Annotated in this window: 22 protein-coding genes; 9 read left to right on the top strand and 13 right to left on the bottom strand. The window is 73.9% G+C overall.

The window, feature by feature from the left end:
- Window positions 1–2 precede the first annotated feature (2 nt).
- A complete protein-coding gene (locus ACRYR2_RS06290) occupies window positions 3–1,955 on the bottom strand; it encodes a GAF domain-containing SpoIIE family protein phosphatase (protein WP_432561974.1) in 1,953 nt (650 codons plus the stop codon).
- A 100-nt stretch (window positions 1,956–2,055) separates the two neighbouring features.
- Window positions 2,056–3,567, bottom strand: a complete 1,512-nt coding sequence (locus ACRYR2_RS06285; RefSeq protein ID WP_432561973.1) for a CCA tRNA nucleotidyltransferase — start codon at window positions 3,565–3,567, stop codon at window positions 2,056–2,058.
- Window positions 3,568–3,640: 73 nt separating this feature from the next.
- On the opposite strand from ACRYR2_RS06285, the gene ACRYR2_RS06280 reads away from it, so the two are divergent.
- Both ACRYR2_RS06280 and ACRYR2_RS06275 read left to right on the top strand, forming a co-directional pair.
- Window positions 3,641–4,117 carry an NUDIX hydrolase gene (locus ACRYR2_RS06280; RefSeq protein WP_432561972.1) on the top strand — a complete coding sequence of 159 codons (477 nt, stop codon included), beginning with the start codon at window positions 3,641–3,643 and terminating at the stop codon, window positions 4,115–4,117.
- The gene (locus ACRYR2_RS06275; protein ID WP_432561971.1) at window positions 4,114–6,306 is read left to right on the top strand and encodes a DUF6049 family protein; all 2,193 of its coding nucleotides are present in this window, start codon (window positions 4,114–4,116) and stop codon (window positions 6,304–6,306) included. The genes ACRYR2_RS06280 and ACRYR2_RS06275 overlap by 4 nt, the downstream gene beginning before the upstream one ends.
- Here ACRYR2_RS06275 and murJ read toward each other — a convergent pair.
- Window positions 6,271–7,929, bottom strand: coding sequence for a murein biosynthesis integral membrane protein MurJ (murJ, locus tag ACRYR2_RS06270; protein ID WP_432561970.1), 1,659 nt, complete (start codon window positions 7,927–7,929; stop codon window positions 6,271–6,273). The two genes, ACRYR2_RS06275 and murJ, sit on opposite strands and share 36 nt — an antisense overlap.
- A gap of 89 nt (window positions 7,930–8,018) precedes the next feature.
- Between murJ and ACRYR2_RS06265 the strand changes: the two genes are divergently transcribed.
- Window positions 8,019–9,092 carry a C40 family peptidase gene (locus tag ACRYR2_RS06265; protein ID WP_432561969.1) on the top strand — a complete coding sequence of 358 codons (1,074 nt, stop codon included), beginning with the start codon at window positions 8,019–8,021 and terminating at the stop codon, window positions 9,090–9,092.
- A 6-nt stretch (window positions 9,093–9,098) separates the two neighbouring features.
- On the opposite strand, the gene ACRYR2_RS06260 is transcribed toward ACRYR2_RS06265, so the two are convergent.
- Entirely contained in the window at window positions 9,099–10,049 is a 951-nt protein-coding gene (locus ACRYR2_RS06260; protein WP_432561968.1) for a hypothetical protein, read from the bottom strand.
- 82 nt (window positions 10,050–10,131) lie between these two features.
- Between ACRYR2_RS06260 and ACRYR2_RS06255 the strand changes: the two genes are divergently transcribed.
- The 5 genes from ACRYR2_RS06255 (at window position 10,132) to trxA (ending at window position 14,684) form a co-directional block, all read left to right on the top strand.
- The gene (locus tag ACRYR2_RS06255) at window positions 10,132–11,829 is read left to right on the top strand and encodes a protein kinase family protein (protein ID WP_432561967.1); all 1,698 of its coding nucleotides are present in this window, start codon (window positions 10,132–10,134) and stop codon (window positions 11,827–11,829) included.
- On the top strand, window positions 11,826–12,425 hold the full coding sequence (gene sigM / locus ACRYR2_RS06250; protein WP_432561966.1) for an RNA polymerase sigma factor SigM: 600 nt from the start codon (window positions 11,826–11,828) through the stop codon (window positions 12,423–12,425). The genes ACRYR2_RS06255 and sigM overlap by 4 nt, the downstream gene beginning before the upstream one ends.
- A 51-nt stretch (window positions 12,426–12,476) precedes the next feature.
- Entirely contained in the window at window positions 12,477–13,202 is a 726-nt protein-coding gene (locus tag ACRYR2_RS06245) for a hypothetical protein (protein ID WP_432561965.1), read from the top strand.
- A 109-nt stretch (window positions 13,203–13,311) separates the two neighbouring features.
- Entirely contained in the window at window positions 13,312–14,340 is a 1,029-nt protein-coding gene (gene trxB, locus ACRYR2_RS06240; protein ID WP_432561964.1) for a thioredoxin-disulfide reductase, read from the top strand.
- Between the two features lie 17 nt (window positions 14,341–14,357).
- The gene (gene trxA / locus ACRYR2_RS06235) at window positions 14,358–14,684 is read left to right on the top strand and encodes a thioredoxin (RefSeq protein WP_432561963.1); all 327 of its coding nucleotides are present in this window, start codon (window positions 14,358–14,360) and stop codon (window positions 14,682–14,684) included.
- Window positions 14,685–14,730: 46 nt separating this feature from the next.
- On the opposite strand, the gene ACRYR2_RS06230 is transcribed toward trxA, so the two are convergent.
- On the bottom strand, window positions 14,731–15,393 hold the full coding sequence (locus ACRYR2_RS06230) for a GNAT family N-acetyltransferase (protein ID WP_432561962.1): 663 nt from the start codon (window positions 15,391–15,393) through the stop codon (window positions 14,731–14,733).
- A 740-nt stretch (window positions 15,394–16,133) separates the two neighbouring features.
- Here ACRYR2_RS06230 and ACRYR2_RS06225 point away from each other — a divergent pair.
- Complete coding sequence (locus ACRYR2_RS06225) at window positions 16,134–16,667, top strand: D-alanine--D-alanine ligase family protein (RefSeq protein ID WP_432562014.1); 534 nt, start codon at window positions 16,134–16,136, stop codon at window positions 16,665–16,667.
- A gap of 136 nt (window positions 16,668–16,803) precedes the next feature.
- On the opposite strand, the gene ACRYR2_RS06220 is transcribed toward ACRYR2_RS06225, so the two are convergent.
- From ACRYR2_RS06220 to rpmH, 8 genes are all read right to left on the bottom strand, one after another.
- The gene (locus ACRYR2_RS06220; protein ID WP_432561961.1) at window positions 16,804–17,961 is read right to left on the bottom strand and encodes a ParB/RepB/Spo0J family partition protein; all 1,158 of its coding nucleotides are present in this window, start codon (window positions 17,959–17,961) and stop codon (window positions 16,804–16,806) included.
- The gene (locus ACRYR2_RS06215; protein WP_432561960.1) at window positions 17,958–19,337 is read right to left on the bottom strand and encodes a ParA family protein; all 1,380 of its coding nucleotides are present in this window, start codon (window positions 19,335–19,337) and stop codon (window positions 17,958–17,960) included. Before ACRYR2_RS06215 ends, ACRYR2_RS06220 begins: the two co-directional genes overlap by 4 nt.
- A gap of 19 nt (window positions 19,338–19,356) precedes the next feature.
- The gene (gene rsmG, locus ACRYR2_RS06210) at window positions 19,357–20,112 is read right to left on the bottom strand and encodes a 16S rRNA (guanine(527)-N(7))-methyltransferase RsmG (protein WP_432562013.1); all 756 of its coding nucleotides are present in this window, start codon (window positions 20,110–20,112) and stop codon (window positions 19,357–19,359) included.
- Window positions 20,113–20,159: 47 nt separating this feature from the next.
- Entirely contained in the window at window positions 20,160–20,768 is a 609-nt protein-coding gene (locus tag ACRYR2_RS06205) for a Jag family protein (protein WP_432561959.1), read from the bottom strand.
- Between the two features lie 52 nt (window positions 20,769–20,820).
- A complete protein-coding gene (yidC, locus tag ACRYR2_RS06200) occupies window positions 20,821–21,831 on the bottom strand; it encodes a membrane protein insertase YidC (RefSeq protein WP_432561958.1) in 1,011 nt (336 codons plus the stop codon).
- Window positions 21,832–21,862: 31 nt separating this feature from the next.
- Window positions 21,863–22,093, bottom strand: coding sequence for a membrane protein insertion efficiency factor YidD (gene yidD, locus ACRYR2_RS06195; RefSeq protein ID WP_432562012.1), 231 nt, complete (start codon window positions 22,091–22,093; stop codon window positions 21,863–21,865).
- Window positions 22,094–22,172: 79 nt separating this feature from the next.
- The gene (gene rnpA / locus ACRYR2_RS06190; protein WP_432561957.1) at window positions 22,173–22,523 is read right to left on the bottom strand and encodes a ribonuclease P protein component; all 351 of its coding nucleotides are present in this window, start codon (window positions 22,521–22,523) and stop codon (window positions 22,173–22,175) included.
- Between the two features lie 16 nt (window positions 22,524–22,539).
- Window positions 22,540–22,677, bottom strand: coding sequence for a 50S ribosomal protein L34 (gene rpmH / locus ACRYR2_RS06185; RefSeq protein ID WP_432561956.1), 138 nt, complete (start codon window positions 22,675–22,677; stop codon window positions 22,540–22,542).
- Window positions 22,678–22,719 lie beyond the last annotated feature (42 nt).

Raw genomic sequence — 22,719 nt, 5'->3', positions numbered from 1 at the left:
GCTCAGCGCACCGTCTCGGGCAGCAGCAGCTCCTCGGTGCCGCGGCGCCACTCGACCAGCAGGGCGGTGGCGTCGTCCTGCAGCACGCCGTCCTGGTGCTCGAGGACCGCGCGGCGCATGCGCCGCAGCGTCTCGGGCGCCGGGCGGCCGGCGGCCGACTCGTTCTCGAGGAACCGGGCCAGGCCCTCCACCCCCAGCAGGGGGCGCTCCGGCAGCCGGGTCTCGATGAGACCGTCGGTGTAGAGCAGCACGGCGTCCCCCGGCTCGAGGGCCTCGGTGGTCACCGTGCCCACGCCCTCGACGTCCCAGCCCAGCGGGAAGGACGCGGGCGCGGTCAGCGCCTTGACCACCTTCGCGTCCCGCACCAGCAGGGGCGGAGGGTGGCCGGCGCTCACCCAGGACAACCGTCCGGTGGACGTGTCCAGCTCGGCCACGACCGCGGTGACGTGCCGCTCCCCGGAGAACATGTCCAGGACCGCCCGGTCCATGGCCGCGTAGGTGGCCGGCAGGTCCAGTCCGGTCGAACGGGCGTGACGGTAGGCGGCCAGCGCCACCGCGGTGACGGTCGAGGCCGCCAGCCCGTGCCCCATGCCGTCGAAGATCGCCAGGTGCAGGGTGTCGCCGTTGTCGGCGTAGTCGAACGCGTCGCCGCCGTTGTCGTACGCCGGCTCCAGCATCGCCGAGATCACCAGGCCGTCGGTGGCGTACACCAGCGGGGGCAGCATCGCCCGCATGAGCTGGCTGCCCACCGACGGCGTCCGGGTGCGCTGGACCTGGTCGAAGAGGTCGCTGTACATCGACTTCGACACCACCGTCTGCGCCACGAGGTGGGCGTACCGCTCGCACACGGCCACGCGGTCGGCATCGAGGAAACCGTTCGGAGCGGGCAGGGTCATCTCCAGCACGCCCAGCCGGTCGGTGCCGTCGAGCACCGGGACCCACATCCGCCGCATGGACTGGTGCGCCACCGGCTCGGCGTCGGCGAAGACGCTGGTGGTGGTGGTGAACGCCCGCCCGGCCATGGACCCGTCCAGCGGCTGCGGCGGCCGGGACGGCGAGCGCCGGGTGGGGACCGGCACGAGGGCCGTGAACTCGTGGTTGACCAGCGACATGACCACCTCGGTGGCCCCCAGACCGCGCCACGCCTCCTCGACGACGATGTCGGGCAGGTCGCTGGGCCGGCTCAGGTGCGTCCGTCGCAGGAACGAGCCGAACAAGCTGGCCGCGGCGAGGTCGGCGTCCTCCGGTGCCGGCAGGGACTGGGCCGGCAGGCGGCCCGAGACGATGTCGGCGGCGAGGTCGTCGACGGTCTGCTCGTTGGCGTAGGCCCGGGCGCGCAGCAGCGCCAGGGAGTCGGGGGTGCTCAGGCTCAGGGCGGTGTTGACCATCCCGAGGGCGATCCACACGTCGTGCCGTCGCCGCGCGCTCCCCGTGCTGATCCACTCCGGCTCGCGCCCGTCCTCCCAGGCGCCCCGCTCGGCGCCCAGCAGCGAGGCCGTGATGAGGGCGGCCACCGCCTGGGCCGCGGCCGGGTCGAACCCGGCACCGGGCGCGGGACCGGTGAAGTACAGGTCGAGGGCACCGATCGGGCGGTCGCGGACGACGAGGGGGACAGCCACGACGCAGCGGAACGGGCTGGTGCGGTGCAGCTGCTCCCGCAGGGCCTCCCACCGCCGGTGCAGGGTCGGGTCGTCCGCCACGACGACCTCGCTGTCCTGGACGGAGGCGAAGCAGGGTCCCTCACCGAGGGTGAACTGCCAGCGCTCGGCCTCGGCGGCCTCGGCGGAGCTGGCCCCCACCGGGACGCGGTGCGCGTCCTCCATGAGGCTGAGGCCGGCGGCGTCCACCGCCAGCACCCGGGCGGCGGCCCGGGCCAGCGCGGTGGGCAGCAGCTCGTCGCCGTGCCAGCCGGCCTCGAAGACCCAGGCGGCACGGAAGCTCTCGGCGATGTCCACGGGCGGCGTCGACGCTCCTCGGTCGGACGGCGAACGGCCCGCAGCTGGACCTCCCGGTAGCAGACCACGGGCGGTGTCCACCCGCACCCGCTCCCGGCGGTCAGCCCTGCGGCGACTCCGGCTGCGACTCCGGCTGCGACTCCGGCTGCTGTGCCCACCACGCCCGCAGCTCCCGCTCGGCCTCCGCGGCCCCCAGCGGCCCACGGTCCAGCCGCAGCCCCAGCAGGAACTGGTAGGCCCGGCCCACCACGCGCGAGGGCCCGATCCCCAGCAGCGACATGATCTGGTTGCCGTCCAGGTCGGGGCGGACGGCGTCGAGCTCCTCCTGCTCGCGCAGCCGCGCGATGCGCGCCTCGAGGTCGTCGTAGGCGTCCGAGAGCCGCTTGGCCTTGCGCGCGTTGCGGGTCGTGCAGTCGCTGCGGGTCAGCTTGTGCAGCCGCGGCAGCAGCGGGCCGGCGTCGGTGACGTAGCGGCGCACGGCCGAGTCGGTCCACTCCCCGTCGCCGTAGCCGTGGAAGCGCAGGTGCAGCTCGGTGAGCCGGGCCACGGCCTTGATCGTGTCGTTGTCGAAGCGCAGCGCCCGCAACCGCTTGGTCACCATCTTCGCGCCGACGACCTCGTGGTGGTGGAAGCTCACGCCGCCGCCGTCCTCGAACCGGCGGGTGCGGGGCTTGCCGATGTCGTGCAGCAGCGCCGCCAGCCGCAGCAGCAGGTCCGGGCCCTCCTCCTCCAGGTCGATGGCCTGCTCCAGGACCGTCAGCGAGTGCTCGTAGACGTCCTTGTGCCGGTGGTGCTCGTCGATCTCCAGCTGCAGCGCCGGCAGCTCGGGCAGGACGTGCCGGGCCAGCCCGGTGTCGACGAGGATCCGCAGCCCGGCCACCGGGTCGGCCGCCACGACGAGCTTCTCCAGCTCGGTGCGCACGCGTTCGGCCGAGACGATCGCGATCCGGTCGGCCATCGCCGTCATGGCCGTGGTGATCTCCGGGGCGACCCGCAGCTGCAGCTGGGCGGCGAAGCGGGCCGCGCGCATCATCCGCAGCGGGTCGTCGGAGAACGACTGCTCGGCGGTGCCCGGGGTGCGCAGGACTCCGGCGGCGAGGTCGGTCAGCCCGTCGTGCGGGTCGGCGAAGTCGAGCGAGGGCAGCCGCATCGCCATGGCGTTGACGGTGAAGTCGCGCCGGGACAGGTCGCCCACGAGGTCGTCGCCGTAGGAGACCTCGGGTTTGCGGGAGTCGGCGTCGTAGCTCTCGGAGCGGTACGTGGTGACCTCGACGACCAGGTTCTTCTTGCGCGCGCCGATCGTCCCGAAGTCACGGCCGATCTCCCAGTACGCGTCGCCCCACGCCTTCAGCAGCTCCACGGTGTCGTCGGGGCGGGCGTCGGTCGTGAAGTCCAGGTCGTTCGAGCGCCGGCCCAGGAACGCGTCACGGACGGGACCCCCCACGAGGGACAGCTCGAAACCGGCCTCCTGGAAGACCCGGCCGAGGTCCACCAGCAGCGGCATGACGGGCTGCAGGGCCGCGATCGCGCGGTCCCGGGCCTCGTCCTTGGCGCGCTCGAGGGCGGTCTCGGGCTGCTGGGGCGTGGCGAGGGGACTCGGGTCGTGCGGCACGGGGTCCAAGCCTGCCACGTCACGAGGCCGTCACGTGCAGGGGAAGGGCACCGGTGCTGGCTACAGTGAGCCGATGGTCAAGCCTGCCCGGGAGCCGCGCCGCCGGCTGCCCACCGTGCAGGAGACCTCCTCCGGTGGGCTCGTCGTCGACCTCTCGACCGGGATGCCCCGGGTGGCGGTCATCTGCCGCCTCAACCGCGCCGGCCGGGCCGAGTGGTGCCTGCCCAAGGGCCACGTGGAGGGCGAGGAGACCCTCGAGGAGGCCGCCGTGCGCGAGATCGAGGAGGAGACCGGGATCCGCGGCGAGGTGGTGGAGGACCTCGGCAGCATCGACTACTGGTTCTCCGCCGACGGCCGGCGCATCCACAAGGTCGTGCACCTGTTCCTGCTCAAGGCGGTCGGCGGCACGCTGACCGTGGAGAACGATCCCGACGCCGAGGCGATCGACGTCGAGTGGGTGCCGTTGGGCGCGCGCGCCGAACGGCTGGCCATCCCCACCGAGCGCCGGGCCGCGGTGGCCGCGACGTTGCGGCTGGGCGAACTGGCGTGACACCCCAGGGCCTCACGCGACGGGGGCTCCTGGCGGGTCTGGCCGCGTCGGGAACCGTGCTCGCCGGCGCCGGCGCGGCGGCCGCCCGGACGACGCCCTCCCCCAGCCCGACGCCGACCGGGACGTCGCTGCCGTTGCGGGTCGTGCTGCTGGAGGTCACCCCGACGGCCTACGCGGCCGACGACCCGGCCCGCTCGACGATCGTCGTGCGCGCCCGCGTCGAGCACCGCGGCGACGAGACCCTCACCGGGGTGAGCGCCCGGCTGGTCGCGCAGCGGTCGGCCTCGGCGACGCGCTCGGCGCTGGACGAGTGGGCCCGGGCCACCGAGCGCACGTCCATCACCCGGTCCTCGGCCAGCTCCGACGACGTCGTCGTCGGCACCGGCGAGCTGGCTCCCGGCAGCCGCGCCGAGGTCGAGCTGACGCTGCCGGCGAGCTCGCTGGGCAGTGGGATCGGTGCCCACCTCGCGGCCGTGGAGGTCTCCGACGACGACGGCCGCGTCGGCATCGCCCGCACCTTCCTGGTCTCCGCGCCCACCGCGGTCGCCCCGACCCCGCTGACCCTGCTGCTGCCGCTGGTGGCCGGGCGGGACGGCACGGCCGGCGGGCTGGCGAGCGCCGTCGCCGACCGGCTCGGCCCGCTGCTGGCCGGCGGGGCCGACCCGCGGGTGGCCTGGGCGCTGGACCCCGCCCTGATCACCACCGGGGAGCAGGTGCGCGCCGCCACGCAGGCCCCGGCGCCGGCGCTGTCGCCGGACCCGACGGCCTCGAGCACGCCGCAGCCCACCGACGAGCAGAGCCGTGCGCTGGTCGGCTGGCTCGACGACCTGCGGGTGGCCGCGGCGGGCCGGGACGTCCTGGGGCTGCCGTTCGGCGACCCGGACCTGGCCGCGCTGGACCGCACCGGCGTGGGCACCGACCTGCTGGTCCGGGCCACCGCCGCGGCCGACGGGGCGTTCGACCAGCTCGCCGAGGCCGGCGCGGCCCTCCGCCGGGACGTGGCCTGGCCGGCCGACCAGGCCGCCGACGACGACCTGCTGGCCTTCTGCGTGCAGAACGGCGCCACCACGGTCGTGCTCGACGACGCCTGCCTGGCCCCCGACGCCGACCTGACCTACACGCCGGTGGCCCGCGCGGGGATCGACCTGCTCGACACCTCCGTGGAGGCGCTGGTCGCCGACCGGACGATGTCCTCGGTGCTGGCCGACCTCGCCGACCCGGAGGAGGTCGTGCTGGTCCGGCAACGGCTGGTCGCCGAGGCCGCGACGACGACGCTGCAGCGTCCCAGCGACGCCCGCGGGCAGCTGCTCGTCGCCCCGCGCAGCTTCGCCCCCGCCGCCGACGTGCTCGCGGGGCTGATCACCGACCTCGAGGCGTCGGGCTGGGCGGCCTGGCAGTCGTTGTCGACGCTGAGGTCGACCCCGGCTCCCGCGGTCGACCGGTCGGATCCCCAGATCCCCACGGCCTCGGCCCGGGCCACGCTGCCGGGCTCGCACGTCACCGCCGTGCACGACGTGCTGGGCGACGTCGACGACTTCGCCACCGCCCTGGTGAGCGACCAGCCCGCAGCGGGACCGCTGTCCCGGCAACGAGCCGCCCTCCTGCTGCTGGGGGCGTCCTGGCGCGGGCACGTCGCGGAGCTGCCCGCGGCCCGCGACGCGCTGCAGGCGGCCGTGCAGACCCTGACCGGGGGTGTGGCCATCGCCGGCGGCAGCGTCCGCAACCTGGCCGCCGAGCGCAGCGAACTGCCCATCACGGTCGTCAACGAGCTCGACGTGCCCGTGCAGGTGGACCTCGTCCTCAGACCCCGCTCGCCGCGCGTGCAGCTGGACGCGGTGCCGCGGCAGACGGTGCCGGCCCGCAGCCAGCAGCGGGTCGCGGTCCCGGTGCGGGCCCTGGCCAACGGGTCGGTCGTCGTCGAGGCGCAGCTGCGCACCCCGGCCGGCAGCCCCATCGGCGAGGCCGTCGAGGTGGACCTCAACGTGCGTGCCGACGTGGAGAACTGGATCAGCGGCGTCGTCGGCGGCGGCGCGGCCGCGTTGCTGGTCGTCGGTCTGGTCCGGGCCTTCAAGCGCGGCAGGCGGCGGGTGGACGAGGCCGAGCACGCGCCGATCGCGGACGCACCGGAGGACGCGCCGCGGGACGAGCCGCGGTCAGCGCCGTCCGAGCCCGGGCAGCCGGCGCAGTAGCGGCCCGACCAGGTCGTCCAGCTCGCGCACCCGCATGAGCCGGCACAGCCCGACGAAGACGGCCAGCACCAGCACGCCGCCGACCAGGACCACGGCGAGGTTGAGCGCCTGGGGGTCCACCGGCCCGACGAACCGGGCCCCGGCGAAGGCCAGCCCACCGGCGACCACGGCGACGATCCCGACCCGCACGGCCGTGCGCAGGACGAGGTAGCCGCCCAGGCCGCGCCCGTCGAGGGCGTTCAGGTGACGGCGCAGCAGCACCAGGCCCACCGTGCAGGCGACGACGTTGGCCACGCTCATGGTCACGCCGATGCCCACGACGGTCCACTGCGCGGGGACGAGGAACCAGCAGACGAGGTTGCCGGTGGCGGTGATCACGGCGTTGACGAGGGAGACCCAGAACGGCGTGCGCGCGTCCTCGTAGGCGTAGAAGACGCGGCTGACCAGGTAGTTCACGCTGAAGGGGACGAGGCCGACGGTCATCGCGACGAGGACCTGGCCGATGGGCCGGCCCCCGGGGACCATCGCCGCGCCGATCCACGGGCCGAGGGCGACGAACGCGGCGGTCGCCAGCGCCCCGGCGACGGTGACGGTCCGGGCGCCGGTGGAGAAGTCGCGGCGCACCGCCGCGGTGTCACCGCTGGCCGCGGCCGAGCTGAGCCGGGTGAACAGGGCCGTCACGAGCGAGACCGCCACCAGCGAGTGCGGCAGCATGAACAGCAGGTAGGCGTAGGTGTACGAGGCGCCGGTGGCGCCGTGGACGTCCTGGTCGGCGAGGGCGGACCCGGCCCGGGTGGCGGTGTTGGTCGTGAAGGCGAAGACGAGCTGACCGACGACGACGGCCGCGAACGTCCACCCCGCGACGCGGCCCGCGCTGCGCAGCCCGATGCCGCGGAACCCCAGCCGGGGCCGGTAGCGGAACCCGGCCCGGCGCAGCGGCCAGAACAGCACGAGCGCCTGCGCGACGATGCCCAGCGTCGCGGTACCGGCGAGCAGCGCGACCATCCACGGCTGCCACTCGTCGGCGCTCATGGTCGCCGCCCCGGGCACGGCGACCATGAAGACGGCCAGGCCGGCGATGGCGACGACGTTGTTGAGCACCGGCGCCCACATGAACGGCCCGAAGCTGCCCCTGGCGTTGAGCACCTGGCCCAGGACCGTGTACAGCCCGTAGAAGAACACCTGCGGCAGGCACCAGAAGGCCAGCGCCGTGGTCAGCGCCAGCCAGTCCGGGGGGAAGGTCGAGGCGTAGATCCGGACCACGACCGGGGCCGCGAGGGTCAGGACCACGGTGGCGCCGGCCATGATGATCAGCGCCAGGGTGATGAGCCGGTCGACGTACTCCTTGCCGCCGTCCGGTTGCTTCAGGGCCCGCACGATCTGCGGGACCAGCACGGCGTTGAGGACCCCGCCGGCCAGCAGCATGTAGAAGACGTTCGGCGCCTTGTTGGCCACGTCGAAGACCTGCGCGCCGACCTCGACGGTGCCGCCGATCGCGGCGCCCTGCACGACGCTGCGGGCGAACCCCAGCACCCGCGAGACCAGCGTCCCGCTCGCCATCAGCGCGCTGGAGCGCGCCAGGGATGACTTGGAGTCCTCGATCTGCTCGTCCTGCGTCGCCACGCCTCGATGGTCCCCGATGCCTGCGCCGTCCGGGTCATCACGCCCCCGGTCCGGTCAAGGTCTTCACACGCGGTGACGACGTCGAACGCGTGAACAGGGTCCAGCGGGTCGTGTCGGCGGGGGTCCTCGCGCTCACGCTCGCCGCCCCCGTCACCGCCGCGCACGCCGTCCCCGGCAGCCGGGCCCTGCAGGCCCGGGCCGACACGTTGCGCGCACAGGTCGAGGACCTGCGCCTGCAGGCCTCCATCGCCACCGAGGCCTACGACACCGCCGTCGAGGAGACCGCGCAGGCCGTCTCGGAGGAGGTGCGCGCCCGGTCCGTCCTCGACGCCGCCACCGGCACGAGCAGCACCGCGACCACCGAGGCCACCCGCCGCGTCCGCTCGCTGTACATGTCCGGGCCGGACCTGCCCACCGGGCTGGGGGTCCTGGCCACCGGTGACCTCGGCGAGGTCGAGGACGCCGCCAGCAGCGCGCGGATCGCCGCCTCCGTCCTCCGCGACGACGCGGCCGCGGTGTCGCAGGCCGCCTCCGCCCAGGCCGACGCGCGCGCCGCCGAGGTCCGGTTGCAGCAGGTGCGGGCCGGCAGGAGCGCCGCCCAGGCCGCCGCGGAGAGCGCGCAGGAGCAGGTCACCGCGGCCCTGGCCGCGCAGCAGCGGCTGCTCGAGAGCGCCGACGCCGCCGTCGCGCAGGCCGTGGCGGCCGAGGAGGAGCAGGCCCGCCAGGCCGCTCTGGCCGCCGCTGCCCAGCAGGCCGCAGCCACCGGGGTCGCGGACGCGGTGGCGACGGCGTCCAGCACCGCCGAGGCCGCGATCGCCGCGGCCCGGACCCGTGAGGGCATGTCCTACGTGTGGGGCGCGACGGGCCCGACGACCTTCGACTGCTCCGGGCTGACGCAGTGGGCCTACCGGCAGGCGGGCGTCTCGATCCCCCGCACCTCGCGGCAGCAGTACGCGGGCCTGCCCGGGGTGCCGCTGGACCAGCTGCAGCCCGGTGACCTGGTCTTCTACGCCTCCGGCAGCTCTCCGTCGACCATCCACCACGTCGCGCTGTACCTCGGTGAGGGCAAGGTGCTGCACGCCCCGCACACGGGTGACGTCGTGCGCGAGGCGGGCGTGGCCATGCCCGGCCTGTACGGCGCCGTCCGGCCCGGCGCGGCGTAGGGACGGTCAGCGGGAGGCGAGGACCGCCAGCGTCAGGCTCGCGACGTCCTCGACGACGGCGCCCTGCCAGTCGGGGGCCAGCTCGGCGGCGAAGGCCCGCCAGGTGACCCCGGCCGCCGAGCCCACGAGCGCCCCGGCCACCCCGGCCAGGACCGGCAGGACGACCTGCTGGTGCTCGCGCCGGGCCAGCACCACCGCCCCGGAGGCGCCGGCCAGCAGCCGTGCCGGCAGCCCGGCCGCGGACAGCCGGCTCGGGGTGCTGGGGTTCTTGTCCAGCACGACCTCGGCCCCGAGCGCGCTCACCGCCCCCAGCTTCGCGGCGGCGTTGCCGCCGGTCAGCGCCGGACCGGCCAGCCCCAGCGTGCTGCGGCCGCCCGCGGCGACCCCGAGCAGCGCCGAGCGCGCCACCAGTCCGCCCGAGGCCTTCGCCGGTCGGTCGACGACGGCCGTCGATCCCCCGGGCTCGGGCGGGTCGACCATCCGCAGCGTCGAGTGCGCCGCCACCCCGAACGCCAGGTGCGGCACGACGTCGGACACCCAGTCCTGCGCCGTCCACGTCCGCAGGTCGGTGACGCCGAGGGCGTGGGCGGGCAGGTCGGTGGCCGCCATCGCGGCGACGCCGGTCACGGCGCCCCCGACGCCCGCCGGCAGCCGGAGCCCCGCCGCGCGGGCCGTCCCGACGAGGGCACCGACGCCGAGCCCGGCGACCGTGCCGGACAGCGCGCCCAGGGCGGTGCGGCGGTTGCCGCGCTCGGTCCCCGAGCCGCCGACGGACAGCCCGACGCGCTGCGCGAGCGCCTCGACGGTGTCCTCGGGCACCGTGCTGGCGTCCCGGCCGCGCCAGGCCATGTCGGCGTACGTCACGGCGTTGAGGACGGCCGTCCCCACGGCCCCGGCGGCCAGGCCGCCCAGCAGACCGCGCGACCAGCGCCCGGAGGTGTGCACCGAATGCGTCATCGTTCCATCGTGGGTCCGCGACCGACGGCCCGCGCGCCCGGACCGGGGTCGGGCGTGCGCCCCCCTAGAGTTGGGCGGGTACGTGACAGGAACGTCGCGCTGGTCGGCGGCCCTGGGTGGTGGGCTCTTCCTGGTGACCACCGGGCCACGGGCCGGGATCGACTACGAGCACTGGGGGGTAGCTCTGGACGGGGCAGGCCGCAGCACGGGCGAGGAGCTCGTGGCCGACCGCTACGTCCTCGACCGCGAGCTGTCGGTGGCCGCCGAGCTCGGGACGCGGGACTACCTGGGACGGGACCTCACGCTGGACCGGCCGGTGCGCGTGCGGACGCTGGACGCCGGCGACGCCCGGGCCGAGGAGTTCCTCGACTCCGCCCGGCGCGCGGCCATGCTCAGCGACCCCCGCATCCCGCGCATCCTGGACGCCGGGACCGACCCGGACACCGCGACGGTCTACGTCGTGGAGGAGGCCGTGGTCGGACGCTCGATGACCGACCTGCTGCGCACCGGTCCGCTCGGCCCGGCCGCCGTGCGGGCGCTGGTCGGCGAGGTCGCCACGGCCCTGGATTCCGCCGCCCGCCGCGGCCTGCACCACACCCGGCTGACCCCCGACGACGTCTTCCTCGGACCCGACGGCATCGTCCGCGTCCGCGGCGTGGGGGTGGAGGCAGCCCTCGACCCCGACCCGCCGGCGGTGTCCGCGGCCCGCGCGGCCGCCCTGGCCAACCGCGCCGACGCCGTGGGCCTGGTCGCCCTGGTCTACGCCGGGCTCGTGGCCCGCTGGCCCGAGCTGGACGGGCTCACCGCCCACGGGTCCCTGCCCGAGGCCCCCACGGCGGACGGGCGGCCGCTGCCGCCCAAGGACATCCGTCCCGACGTGCCCAACGACCTGGACACCTTGTGCGCCGTGACGTTCGGTCCGCACGAGGACGGTCCGCGCGACCCGGCCGAACTGGCCCTGCAGCTGGCGCCGTGGTCGATGGCGCCCTGGGACGACGTCCTGCGCCGGATGCGCGGCGAGGCCGCGGCCGCGGAGGTGCGGGGGCGGCTGAAGAACCGCGAGGAGGTCGTACCCGAGGAGGAGCCGCCGGTCCCCTTCACCCGGCCGCACTCCACCGCGCGGCCCGCCCGTGACGACTCCCGGTTCGTCCTGACGCTCGTCGGGGCCGTCGTGGTCGTCGGCCTGGTGCTGGCGCTGTGGCAGCTCAGCCAGATCGGCGGCTCCCGCAGCACGGCCGAGCCCACCCCCAGCGCGACCGTGACGTCCACCGCCGCCGCCCCGTCCCCGACGGCGACGGCGACGGCGACGGCGACCCCGACGCAGAGCGCGAGCGCCACCCCGGTCCTCGTGCCGGTGGCTGCGATCTCGGCGCTGGACCCGCAGGGCGACGGGGAGTCCTCCGAGACGGCCCCGCGCGCGCTCGACGGCGACCCGGCGACGGTGTGGGAGAGCCAGCGGTACAACTCGGCCGCGTTCGGCGGGCTGAAGGACGGCATCGGCCTGCTCCTCGACCTCGGCGTCGAGGTGGACGTGACCCGCGTCGACCTGGCGGACGGCGGCGAGGGCGGAGCGGTGTCCCTGCTGACCGCGCCCGGTCCCTCCCTCGACGGGTCGGCACCCGTCGCCACGGCGGCCGCGGGCGGTCAGCAGGCGCTCGTGCCGGCCCAGCCCGTGCGGGCCCGCTACCTCGTGGTGTGGTTCACCGAGCTGCCGAGGACCGAGGGCGTCTTCCGGGCCTCGGTCGCCGAGATCGCCGTGACCGGGGTCCCGGTCCCGTGAGCGGGGCGGGCCCCGGCACCCCCGTCGACCCGCGCACCGACGCCGAACTGGTGGCCGCCCACGTCGCGGGCGATCCCGAGGCCTTCGGGGAGGTCGTGCGCCGGCACCGCGACCGGCTGTGGGCGGTGGCGCTGCGCACGACGGGCGACCGCGAGGAGGCCGCCGACGCCGTGCAGGACGCGCTGGTGTCGGCGTTGCGGGCCGCGGACCGGTTCCGTGGCGAGTCGGCCGTCACCACCTGGCTGCACCGGATCGTCGTCAACGCGTGCCTGGACCGGGCCCGGCGCCGGGCCGTGCGCCCCACCCGGCCGCTGGAGGAGGAGGTCGGCACGGGCGAGGACGGTCTGCGGACCGGTGCCGCGCCCGTCGTCGTCGAGGACGCCACCCCGCACGTCGAGGCGCAGCTGGACGTCACGGCCGCGCTGGCCCGGCTGCCCGAGGCCCAGCGGGCCGCGCTGGTGCTGGTCGACATGTACGACGTCCCGGTCGCCGAGGCGGCGCAGGTCCTGGGAGTCGCGGTGGGCACGGTGAAGTCACGCTGCTCGCGGGGTCGGGCGGCGCTGGCCGAACTGCTCGGTGAGACGGGGAACCGGTGAGCACGTCGACGCGTCGTAGTTCCGGTTCATCGGTGAGGAGGCACGGTCACGGTGGGTGACTTCGAGGACGAGGAGCTGAGCGCGCAGGAACGTCGCGTGCGCGCCCTGCTGCGGGGCAGCGCCGACGTCGGTCCGATGCCCGCGGACGTCGTCGCCCGGCTGGAGCAGGCCCTCGAGCAGGCCCGGGAGCAGACGCCGGTGACCTCGCTGGCCGCGCGCCGTCGCCGCCGGCTGCCGCGGCTGGTCGCCGCCGCGGCCGGGGTGGCCGTGCTGGGCGGTGGAGCCGTGTTCGCGGCGCTGGACCACACCGCGTCCACGCCGGTGGCCGCTCCGAGCACCGAGCAGGTGCCGCCGTCGGCGAAGCTGCTGCTGTCCGGCAAGGACTACGCCGACGCCGCCGCCGTGCAGGACCTGGCCGAGGACACGCTGGAGGAGGACTCCGGTGCCGCCGCGCCCGACGCGACGTCCGGGCTGTCCGGGGACCGCGAACGGAAGCTGCTGAACGCGCCCTCCTCGGAGGAGTCGGCCACCAGCGACCCCTCCCAGCGGCCCGCGGCCGAGCGGGTCCTGGCGTGCACCAAGCAGTTGGGCGTCGACCCGGACTCGGTGCTGTCGGTCACCATCGCCAGCTGGCGCCAGGAACCCGCCGCCCTGGTGGTGCACCGGGTCGACGAGGGCGCCGAGGTCGTCGTCGTCGACCTCGACTGCACCCCCGGCGACGAGGCCTACAGCCGCGTCGCGGTGCCGTTGCCGGAGACGGAGCCGGGCGCCTCCTGAGGGGTCGGCGCCGGGAACAGCAGGCCCCTACGATCGGTTCGGACAGTCAGCAACGCCGACGAGCCCCGGTTCCGGGGCGGGCGCCGATCGAAGGAGCAGGTCCGCACAGGTGAGCGACGCCAACGAGATCCGCAACGTCATCGTGGTGGGCTCGGGTCCTGCCGGGTACACCGCGGCCCTGTACGCGGCGCGCGCCGAACTGCAGCCGCTGGTCTTCGAGGGGTCCGTCACCGCCGGCGGTGCGCTGATGAACACCACCGAGGTCGAGAACTTCCCCGGGTTCCCCGAGGGGATCATGGGCCCGGACCTCATGGACAACATGCGCTCGCAGGCCGAGCGGTTCGGTGCCGAACTCGTCACCGACGACGTCGTCGACGTCCGCCTCGAGGGCGACGTCAAGGAGGTCACCACCGGCGGCGGGCAGACGTACCGCGCCCACGCGGTGATCCTCGCGCTGGGGTCGGCGTACCGGGAGCTGGGTCTGCCGGACGAGAAGCGGCTGTCGGGTCGTGGCGTCAGCTGGTGCGCGACCTGCGACGGGTTCTTCTTCCGCGAGCAGGACATCGTCGTCGTCGGCGGCGGTGACTCCGCGGTCGAGGAGGCGACGTTCCTCACCCGGTTCGCCCGCTCGGTGACGATCGTGCACCGCCGCGACGAGCTGCGCGCCTCGCGCATCATGGCCAAGCGCGCCGAGGAGAACCCGAAGATCTCCTTCGCCTGGAACTCCGAGGTCGTCGGCATCACCGGCGAGAACAAGGTCGAGGGACTCACGTTGCGGGACACCGTGACCGGTGAGATGCGGGAGATCGCGGCGACCGCCCTGTTCATCGCGATCGGCCACGAACCGCGCACCGACCTCGTGAAGGGTCAGATCGACCTGGACGAGAACGGTTTCGTCCTCGTCGAGGGGCGCAGCACCCGGACCAACATCCCCGGTGTCTTCGCCGCCGGCGACGTCGTCGACCACGAGTACATGCAGGCCATCACCGCCGCCGGGATGGGCTGCTCCGCCGCGCTCGACGCCGAGAAGTACCTCGCCGCGCTGGGTGACGTCGCCCAGGACGCCAACCCGCCGCGCGAGGAGACCGACCCCTCGGTCGCCGCCGCCGAGACGGTCGCCCGTCCGCAGATCCGCTGAAGAACGAGGAGACAACGATGAGTGCCACCACCCCCGTCACCGACGACAGCTTCGACGTCGACGTCCTGCAGGCCGAGGGGCCGGTGCTGGTCGACTTCTGGGCGCCGTGGTGCGGACCGTGCCGCCAGGTCGCCCCGATCCTCGAGGAGATCGCGGCCGAGCACGGCGACAAGATCACCGTCGTCAAGGTCAACACCGACGAGAACCCGCGCATCGCGGCCAAGTACGGCGTGACCTCGATCCCGACGCTGAACGTCTACTCCGGTGGTGAGGTCGTCAAGACGATCATCGGCGCGCGGCCCAAGCCGGCGCTGCTGAAGGAGCTCGAGGACTTCGTCGGCTGATGCCGGCGTGAGGAGGGGCCGGTACCCGCGGGGTACCGGCCCCTCGTCATGCCGGGGCGACCCCGGTGAGGGTGGGGACACGCACGCTGCCGAGCAGCCGTTCGAGGGCGGCTTCGACGTCCTCGCGCCAGCTCAGCGCGTTCTTCAGCTCCAGCCGCAGCCGCGGGAAGCGGTGGTGCGGGCGGACGATCGTGAACCCCACCGACTCCAGCAGGTGCGCGGGCAGGACGCAGGGGTCGCTGCTGTCGTGGGCGGAGTCGGTGTTGCCGTCCCCTCCGGCGGCGGCCGGGCCGCCGCCGAAGGCCTCCACGGCCTTGACCCCGCGCTGCGTGAGGTCCTTCGCGGCCCCCTGCAGCAGCATCCGCGCCAGGCCCTCGCCCCGGAACGCCGGTTCGATCCAGCCGGTGGTGAGCAGCACCGCGTCGCCGCTGACGGGCGAGGTCGGGAAGGTGCTCTGCTGCGGCACGTACAGCGGGGGCGCGTACATCACGAAGCCGACGGGCTGGTCGTCGACGTAGACGAGCCGGCCGCACGGACCCCACTGCAGCAGCACCGTGGAGATCCAGGCTTCCTTCTCGAAGTCCGGGTACCCCGCCTCGGCGACGCGTGCGGCGGCGGCGGCGTCCAGCTCCCAGAAGACGCACTGGCGGGACTGCTTGGGCAGGTCGGCGACCGTGTCGAGCGTCAACGGCGCCATCCGACGACCCACCGGGGCGCCCCCCATCTCGCGTTCGCGTTCGGACCTGCTCGTTCGATGCTGCCCGTGCATCGAGGCGACCACCCGCATCCTAGGTGGCAGTCTCGTCGTGTGCGACGAACCGCTCGTCCCACTCGCTCCGTCTCAGAGTGACGATCTCACAGCGCCGCAGGAGGCCGCCACGAGCCAGCACCCGCCGTTCTCCCGTCACGGTGACGCGCACGTCGCGTCCGCCGCGGCCGGAGCCGGTGCCGCCGCTGCCTCCGGCGGGAACCGCCTGGACCGCTGGATGTCCTCCTCGGCCGCGCGGACCTCGTCGATGACGGCCCCGGAGGTCCGCGCCCTGTTCGCCGTGGCCAATCGTCCCGAGGTCCTCTCCCTGGCCGGTGGCCTGCCCTACCTGCCCGCCCTGCCGCTGGAGGCCGTCGCCGACATCTCCGCCCGGCTCGTCGCCGACAAGGGCGCCGTCGCGTGGCAGCACGGCTCCGGTCAGGGCGAGGAGGTGCCCGGAGGCGGGTTCTACGCCGACGGCGCCGGCGGGCAGTCCTTGCGGCTGTTCGGTGCGCCGGCGTCCGGCTCCCCGCCGCGCGCCGGGCGCTCGGGGCGCCGGGTGGCCGACGCGCTGCGAGCCGCCGGGTGCGACGTCGTCGTCCTCGACGCGGATGCGCCGCTGCTGCCTCGGCTGGAGCAGGAGCGTCCGGACGTCGTCTGGCCGGTCCTGCACGGGGCCATCGGGGAGGACGGTGCCCTGCGTGGCGTGCTGGAGGTCCTCGGCCTGCCCGACGTCGGGGCCCGTCCCGCCGCGTGCCGCCTGGCGCGGGACGAACCCGTCGCGCAGGCGCTGGTGGCTGCCGCGGGGGTCAGCGTGCCCGCCTCGCCGGCGCTGCCGCAGACGACGTTCCGGGACCTGGGCACAGCCGGTGCTGGCCGCCGCGGTGGGCTGGGCGGGCTTCCCGCTGGTCGTGAAGCCGAGCCGCGCAGGCTCCGCGCTCGGCGTCGCGGTCGTCGGGGACTCCCGGCACCTGGCTCGCGCCGTGGTCGACGCCTTCGCCGACGGCGACACCGCGCTGATCCAGGAATTCGTCCCCGGCACCGAGGTGGCCGTCTCGGTCGTGGAGGTCGACGGCACAGTCCGCGTGATGCCGGCCGTCGAAGTGGTCGCCGACGGCGGTTCTTACGACTACACGGCCTGTTGCACGACCGGGGCGACCGAGTTCTCCGCCTCGGCCGCGCGGCGCACGAGGCGCTTGGTCTGCGCCGCATGTCCCCCGTCGACCTCATGGTGACCGACGGCGGTGACCCGGTCTTCCTGGGGCCAACGCGGCCCCCCAGGATGACCGAGACGTCGCTGCTGCCGCAGGCGGCGGCTGCGGCCGGGCTCGAACTCGACGCCGTCCACCGCGCGATCGTCGAGAGCGCGCTCTAGTCCCGAGGTTCGAGCAGACGCAGGATCCGGTCGAGATCGTCCATGCCGGCGAAGTCGACCGTCAGCCGACCCCGGGTGCGACCCATGCTGATCTTCACCCGGGTGTCGAGCCGGTCGGCCAGCAACGTCGCCCGGGTCTCGAGCTCCGGCTGCGGCTGGGTCGGATTGCGGCGGCGCGGTGCGGTGTCGGCGTCGCCGACGGCGATGATCTCCTCGACCGCGCGCACCGACAGCCCCTCGGCGACGACCCGCTGCGCCAGGCGCTCCATGGCGGCACCGTCCTCCAGCGACAGCAACGCGCGGGCGTGCCCGGCGCTGATGACGCCCGCGGCGACTCGACGCTGCACCAGCGGGGGCAACTTCATGAGCCGCAGTGTGTTGCTGATCTGCGGCCGCGACCGGCCGATCCGAGAGGCCAGTTCCTCGTGGGTGCACCCGAAGTCGTCGAGCAGCTGCTGGTAGGCGGCGGCCTCCTCGAGCGGGTTCAGCTGACTGCGGTGGAGGTTCTCCAGCAGCGCGTCCCGGAGCAGGTCGTCGTCGGCGGTGTCGCGGACGATGGCGGGGATCGCCTCGAGCCCGGCCTCGGTGGCCGCGCGCCAGCGACGTTCGCCCATGACGAGCTCGAACCGCAGCGAGCCGTCCTCGGCCGGCGCGACGGAGCGCACGACGATCGGCTGCAGAACACCGATCTCCCGGATCGAGTGGACCAGCTCGGCGAGGTCGTCCTCGTCGAAGACGGTGCGCGGCTGACGCGGGTTCGGCGTGATGGCCGTGACTGCGATCTCCGCGAAGCGCGCTCCGGGGACGTCGACCAGGCCGTCGGTCAGTGCCGGCTCGTCAGGAGCCGCCTCCACCTCGACGGTGTCCGTCGACAGCTGCTCGACGGCCGGCTCGGTCGGCGCCGACGAGGATTCCTCCTCCTCCGTCGTCACGACCGCCAGGTCGCCGAGGCGCTCCTCCACCTGCTCAGGCTCGGGGTCCGGGGCCGTCCGCTGGTCGAAGAAGAGGTCCACCGGGCGCGCGGCGGGACGCATCGCCGGCGGGACGGTGGTCGCCGAACCGCTCCGGTTCGCCGTGGCGGTCCCGGCACCGGCTCCCCCGCTGGGGATGAGCGCACCGAGTCCACGCCCCAGTCCACGCCGCTTGTCGCTCACGCTCCACCCTCCTTCGACGCGACACGTCGCGTCGCGAATCCGTCTGTCCACCGCGCCCAGGGGTCCGCCACGTGGGGCGGTGAGCCGCCGTCAGCATCCCCTGCAGCTGCCGGTTCCTCGTGCACGCCACGCTGGGCGAGTTCGCGCGCTGCCTCGAGGTAGGCCAACGCCCCGGAGGACAGCGGGTCGTACGCCATCACCGTCTGCCCGTGGCTCGGCGCCTCGGAGATGCGGACCGACCGCGGCACCAGCGACCGCAGCACCTGGTCACCGAAGTGGTGACGGACCTCTTCCACGACCTGCGCGGCGAGCCGGGTCCGGCCGTCGTACATGGTGAGCAGGATGGTCGTGACCGCGAGGTCGGGATTGAGGTGCTCCTGGATGAGCTCGATGTTGGCCAGCAATTGGCTCAGCCCCTCGAGTGCGTAGTACTCGCACTGGATCGGGATGAGCACCTCGGGAGCAGCCACGAACGCGTTGATCGTCAGCAGCCCGAGGCTCGGCGGGCAGTCGATGAGGACGTAGTCGACGCGGCGCTCTCCGGCCTTCTCCAGGCCCTTGAGGTACTTGGTGACCGCTCGCTGCAGCCGAGACTCCCGGGCCACCATCGACACCAGTTCGATCTCAGCGCCGGCCAGGTCGACCGTTGCCGGCGCGCACCACAGGTCGGGGGCCTCCGCGCACTGCTGCACCACGTCGGCCAGGGGCTTGCCCTCGACGAGGACCTCGTACGTCCCGGGCACCCCCGAGTGGTGCTCGATCCCGAGGGCGGTGGACGCGTTGCCCTGCGGGTCGAGGTCGAGCACGAGCACCTTGAGGCCCGCTGCCGACAACGCCGACGCCATGTTCACCGCGGTCGTGGTCTTGCCCACGCCGCCCTTCTGGTTGGCGATCGTCATGATGCGCGTCTCCGTGGGCAGCGGGAACCGCTCGACCACCGGGGTTTCACGTGGAACAGGCGACACCGCCGGCGCCTCGTCCACCAGTTCCGGCTCCAGCTCGGGGAGGGTCCCAAGCTCGAGTGCGGCGTCGGTTTCACGTGGAACGTCGCGCAGCTCCACGACGGGTGCGAGGGTTTCACGTGGAACGTCGTCGCCCTCGCCGGCCTCTCCGGCGAAAAGGAGGACCGTTGCCTGGTCAGTTTCACGTGAAACGTCCGGGACGGTCGATGCGGCCAGAGCAGTTGCCCCGGGGGACTCGGTGGCCACCTCAGAGGTCGTGACCGTTGAGACAGCAGGCTCCTGAGCGGCTGGTTCGGCGGTGACCGGCTCGGATGTTTCACGTGGAACATCCACCGGATGCACCGGGAACCACCCGAGCTGCCCCTGGTCGGCGGTGGCGGACTGCTGGCTCCCGAACCAGCCGAGCTGCGTCACGCTGCGATCCCTTCGTGGCTCACCGGCGCCGACCCCGCGGCGCGCGCTTCTTCGGAGTGAGGGGGGCGGCCGCGGCGGCCCGTAGCGGCCCGTGCCCGCGAGGCACCCGCACCACCGTGGTCCCAGACTCCTCGTCGGGGCCCACCTGCACGATCTCCGGGGTGTCGGCGATTCCCATCCGCAGAAGTGTCTCCGCTGCGGCAGCGATCTCGTCGGAGGCGCTCCGGCCCTTGATGGCCAGGAGGTGCCCACCGGTCTGCACCAGGGGCAAGGCCCAGCCGTACAGCGTCGACAACGGCGCCACGGCGCGGGCGGTCACCACAGAGGCGGAGAACTCACCCCGGACGTCTTCGGCTCGTCCCCGGGCGACGGCTACCTGGTCGCGCAAGCCGAGCTCGGTGATGGCCTCGCGCAAGAAGGTGTAGCGACGTTCCAGCGGCTCGACCAGCCGCACCTGGACGTCGGGTCGCGCCAAGGCCAGGGGGATCCCGGGCAACCCTGCCCCGGAACCGATGTCGATGACGCTCGCCTCTGCGTCGATCACCTCACCGAGGTAGGCGCAGTTCAGCAGGTGGCGGTCCCACAACCGCGGCACCTCTCGCGGGCCGATCAGGCCCCGCTCGACGCCGGCCGTCGCGAGCAGGTCGCGGTAGGCCTGTGCGCGGTCAGCTCGGTCCCCGAACACCCGGGACGCCTCGACAGGGGCCTGCGCAGAGTCCCCAGGAACGACGAAGGGCGGTGGTGTTTCACGTGGAACACCACCGCCCTCAGGCACATCATCCGACACCCCGACACCCTATCGGCCGGGGGCGGCCGACTCGGTCAGTCGTCGGTCGCCTGTGGACCGTCTCCCGCCTCCACCGCGGTGGGCAACACCACGACGCGACGACGGGGCTCCTCGCCCTCGGACTCGCTGACGAGCCCGGCCGCTGCGACGGCGTCGTGGACGACCTTGCGCTCGAAGGCCGGCATCGGGTCGAGTCGCTCGGCCGAACCGCTCGACTTCACCCGGGCGACGACCTCGTTGGCGAGACGCACCAGCGAGCTGCGCTTGGTGGACCGGTGTCCGGCCACGTCGAGCATGAGCCGCGTGCGGTCGCCGGTCTGCGCCTGGACGGCGAGCCGGGTCAGCTCCTGCAGGGCTTCGAGGACCTCGCCGTCGGCGCCCACGAGGCGCTCGAGCGCCGGCGTACCTGCCTCATCGGCCACGATGGCGACCGAGGCTCGACCGTTCTCGATGTCGATGTCGATGTCACCGTCGAGGTCGGCGATGTCCAGCAGTTCCTCGAGGTAGTCGGCGGCGATGTCGCCCTCCTCCTCGAGCCGGGACTTCGACGATCCCTTGCGACGGGGCTCTTCCGTCCGCGTCGCGTCGGTGGGCGCGGTGTCTTCCACCGGGGTCGACTCGACCGCGTCCGTCGTGCCGTTCACACGTCCTCCTGGCTGGTGTGGCTGTGGAGCTGGTTCAGGGCTGACCCGAAGGTCAGCGGTTCGGGCCCTGGCTCGACCGGGGGGAGCCTCCCGGGCGCCGCTGTTCACGGCTACCGCCGCGCTTGGGCTGCTGCCGCTGACGACGGGCAGGAGCGGGCGTCGTGTGCTCGGGCGACGTGGCCTCGGTGTCGGCGTCCTTCGTCAGGACGATGCCGCGGCGCGCAGCCCGGCGAGCCTTGCGCTCCTGCAGCTCCTTCTCCGCGAGGGAGCCGGGGTTCGGCATGCGACGGATGACGAAGAACTGCTGGCCCATGGACCACACGTTCGTCGTGAGCCAGTACAGGAGCACACCGATCGGGAAGTTGACGCCGGAGACGGCGAAGATGATCGGCAGGATGTAGAGCATCAGCTTCTGCTGCTGCGCGAACGGGTTCGAGTCCATCGTCGCCGAGGACGTGTTCTTCGCCATCAGCTGCTTCTGGGTCACGAACTGCGACGCAGACATGAGGACGATCATCACGGCGGTCAGGATGATGGCGTTCCAGTCGCCCGAGCCCCACGAGCGCATGAAGACGTCGGACAGCTGAGCACCGAAGATCGTCGCTGCGTCCGCCTGCTCGACCAGTTCGGCGTTCAACGGTCCGACGGACTTACCCTGGCCGATGCCGTTGAGGGTGTGGAACAGCGCCAGGAAGATCGGCGACTGCAGCAGGATCGGCAGGCAGCTCGCCATCGGGTTCGTCCCCGACTCGCGGTAGAGCGCCATCATCTCCTGCTGCATGGCCTGCCGCGACGCCGGGTCGTTCTTGCCCTTGTACTTCTGCTGGATCTTCCGCATCTCGGGCTGGATGACCTGCATGCCGCGCATCGCCTTGATCTGCTTGACGAAGAGCGGGATCAGCAGGATGCGGATGACGACCACGAGGCCGACGATCGACAGCGACCACGCGGCACCGCCGGCCGGGTCGAAGCCGACGGCGGTGAACAGGTCGTGGAAGCGCACCATGATCCACGCAACCACCCATTGGATGGGGTAGATCAGGTCGTAGAAGAACTCGATCATCGTCCTGCTGGTCCTCTCACAGGGGTCGGGCTCACGGGGCCTTCACCCGCGAGTGGCCCTTCGGCGGAACGGGGTCCACGCCCCCAGGGTTCCACGGGTGGCAGCGGAGCAAGCGCCGTACGGTCAGCCACGTCCCGACGACGGCACCCCGGGTCCGCAACGCCTCGACGGCGTAGGCGGAACACGAGGGGTAGAAGCGGCAGGTCGGCCCCAGCAGCGGTGAGACCACCAGCTGGTAGACCCGCACCAGTCCCAGCAGCAGCAGGGCAGGCCAGCGCTGGGGGTGCCACCAGCGGCGGCCACGTGACGCGGCGGCCGGTTCCTGCGGCGGCACTCTGCGCTCATCCACGGTCGACCAGTCCCAGGCGGCGCAGCCCGCGGTCCAGGTCGCCCGCCAGTTCGGCGGAGGTGGCGTCGCCGGCAGCGGGCAGGGCCCGGACGACCAGCAGCCCCCCCTCGGCCGGCAGCACCGCGAGCCGGGCGACCGCCAGGTGCCGCAGCCGGCGTTGCGTGCGGTGCCGGACGACCGACCCGCCCACGGCCTTGGACACGACGAAGCCCACCCGCGTGGGGTGGGCTCGATCGGTGGCCGCCCAGTGCAGGACCAGACGACGGGTGCCCGCGCGACTGCCCGTCCTCAGGGCGACCGTGAAGTCGTCCCGGTGGCGAAGGCGGTGCTCCGCGGACAGCACGCGGGCGCGAGGAAGGTCAGGCGGAGATCTGCGCGCGGCCCTTGGCGCGGCGCGCGGAGAGGATCGCGCGGCCGGCGCGGGTGCGCATGCGCAGACGGAAGCCGTGCACCTTGGCGCGACGACGGTTGTTCGGCTGGAAGGTGCGCTTGCTCACGTCGGTACTCCAAGTTCAGCGGGACTGGTGCGGGGTGGGTCC

Origin of the sequence: Kineococcus deserti, from assembly GCF_050871945.1 — a bacterium.
In the GTDB taxonomy this organism is placed as follows: Bacteria; Actinomycetota; Actinomycetes; order Actinomycetales; family Kineococcaceae; genus Kineococcus.
This window is presented reverse-complemented; position numbering and strand designations above follow the sequence as displayed.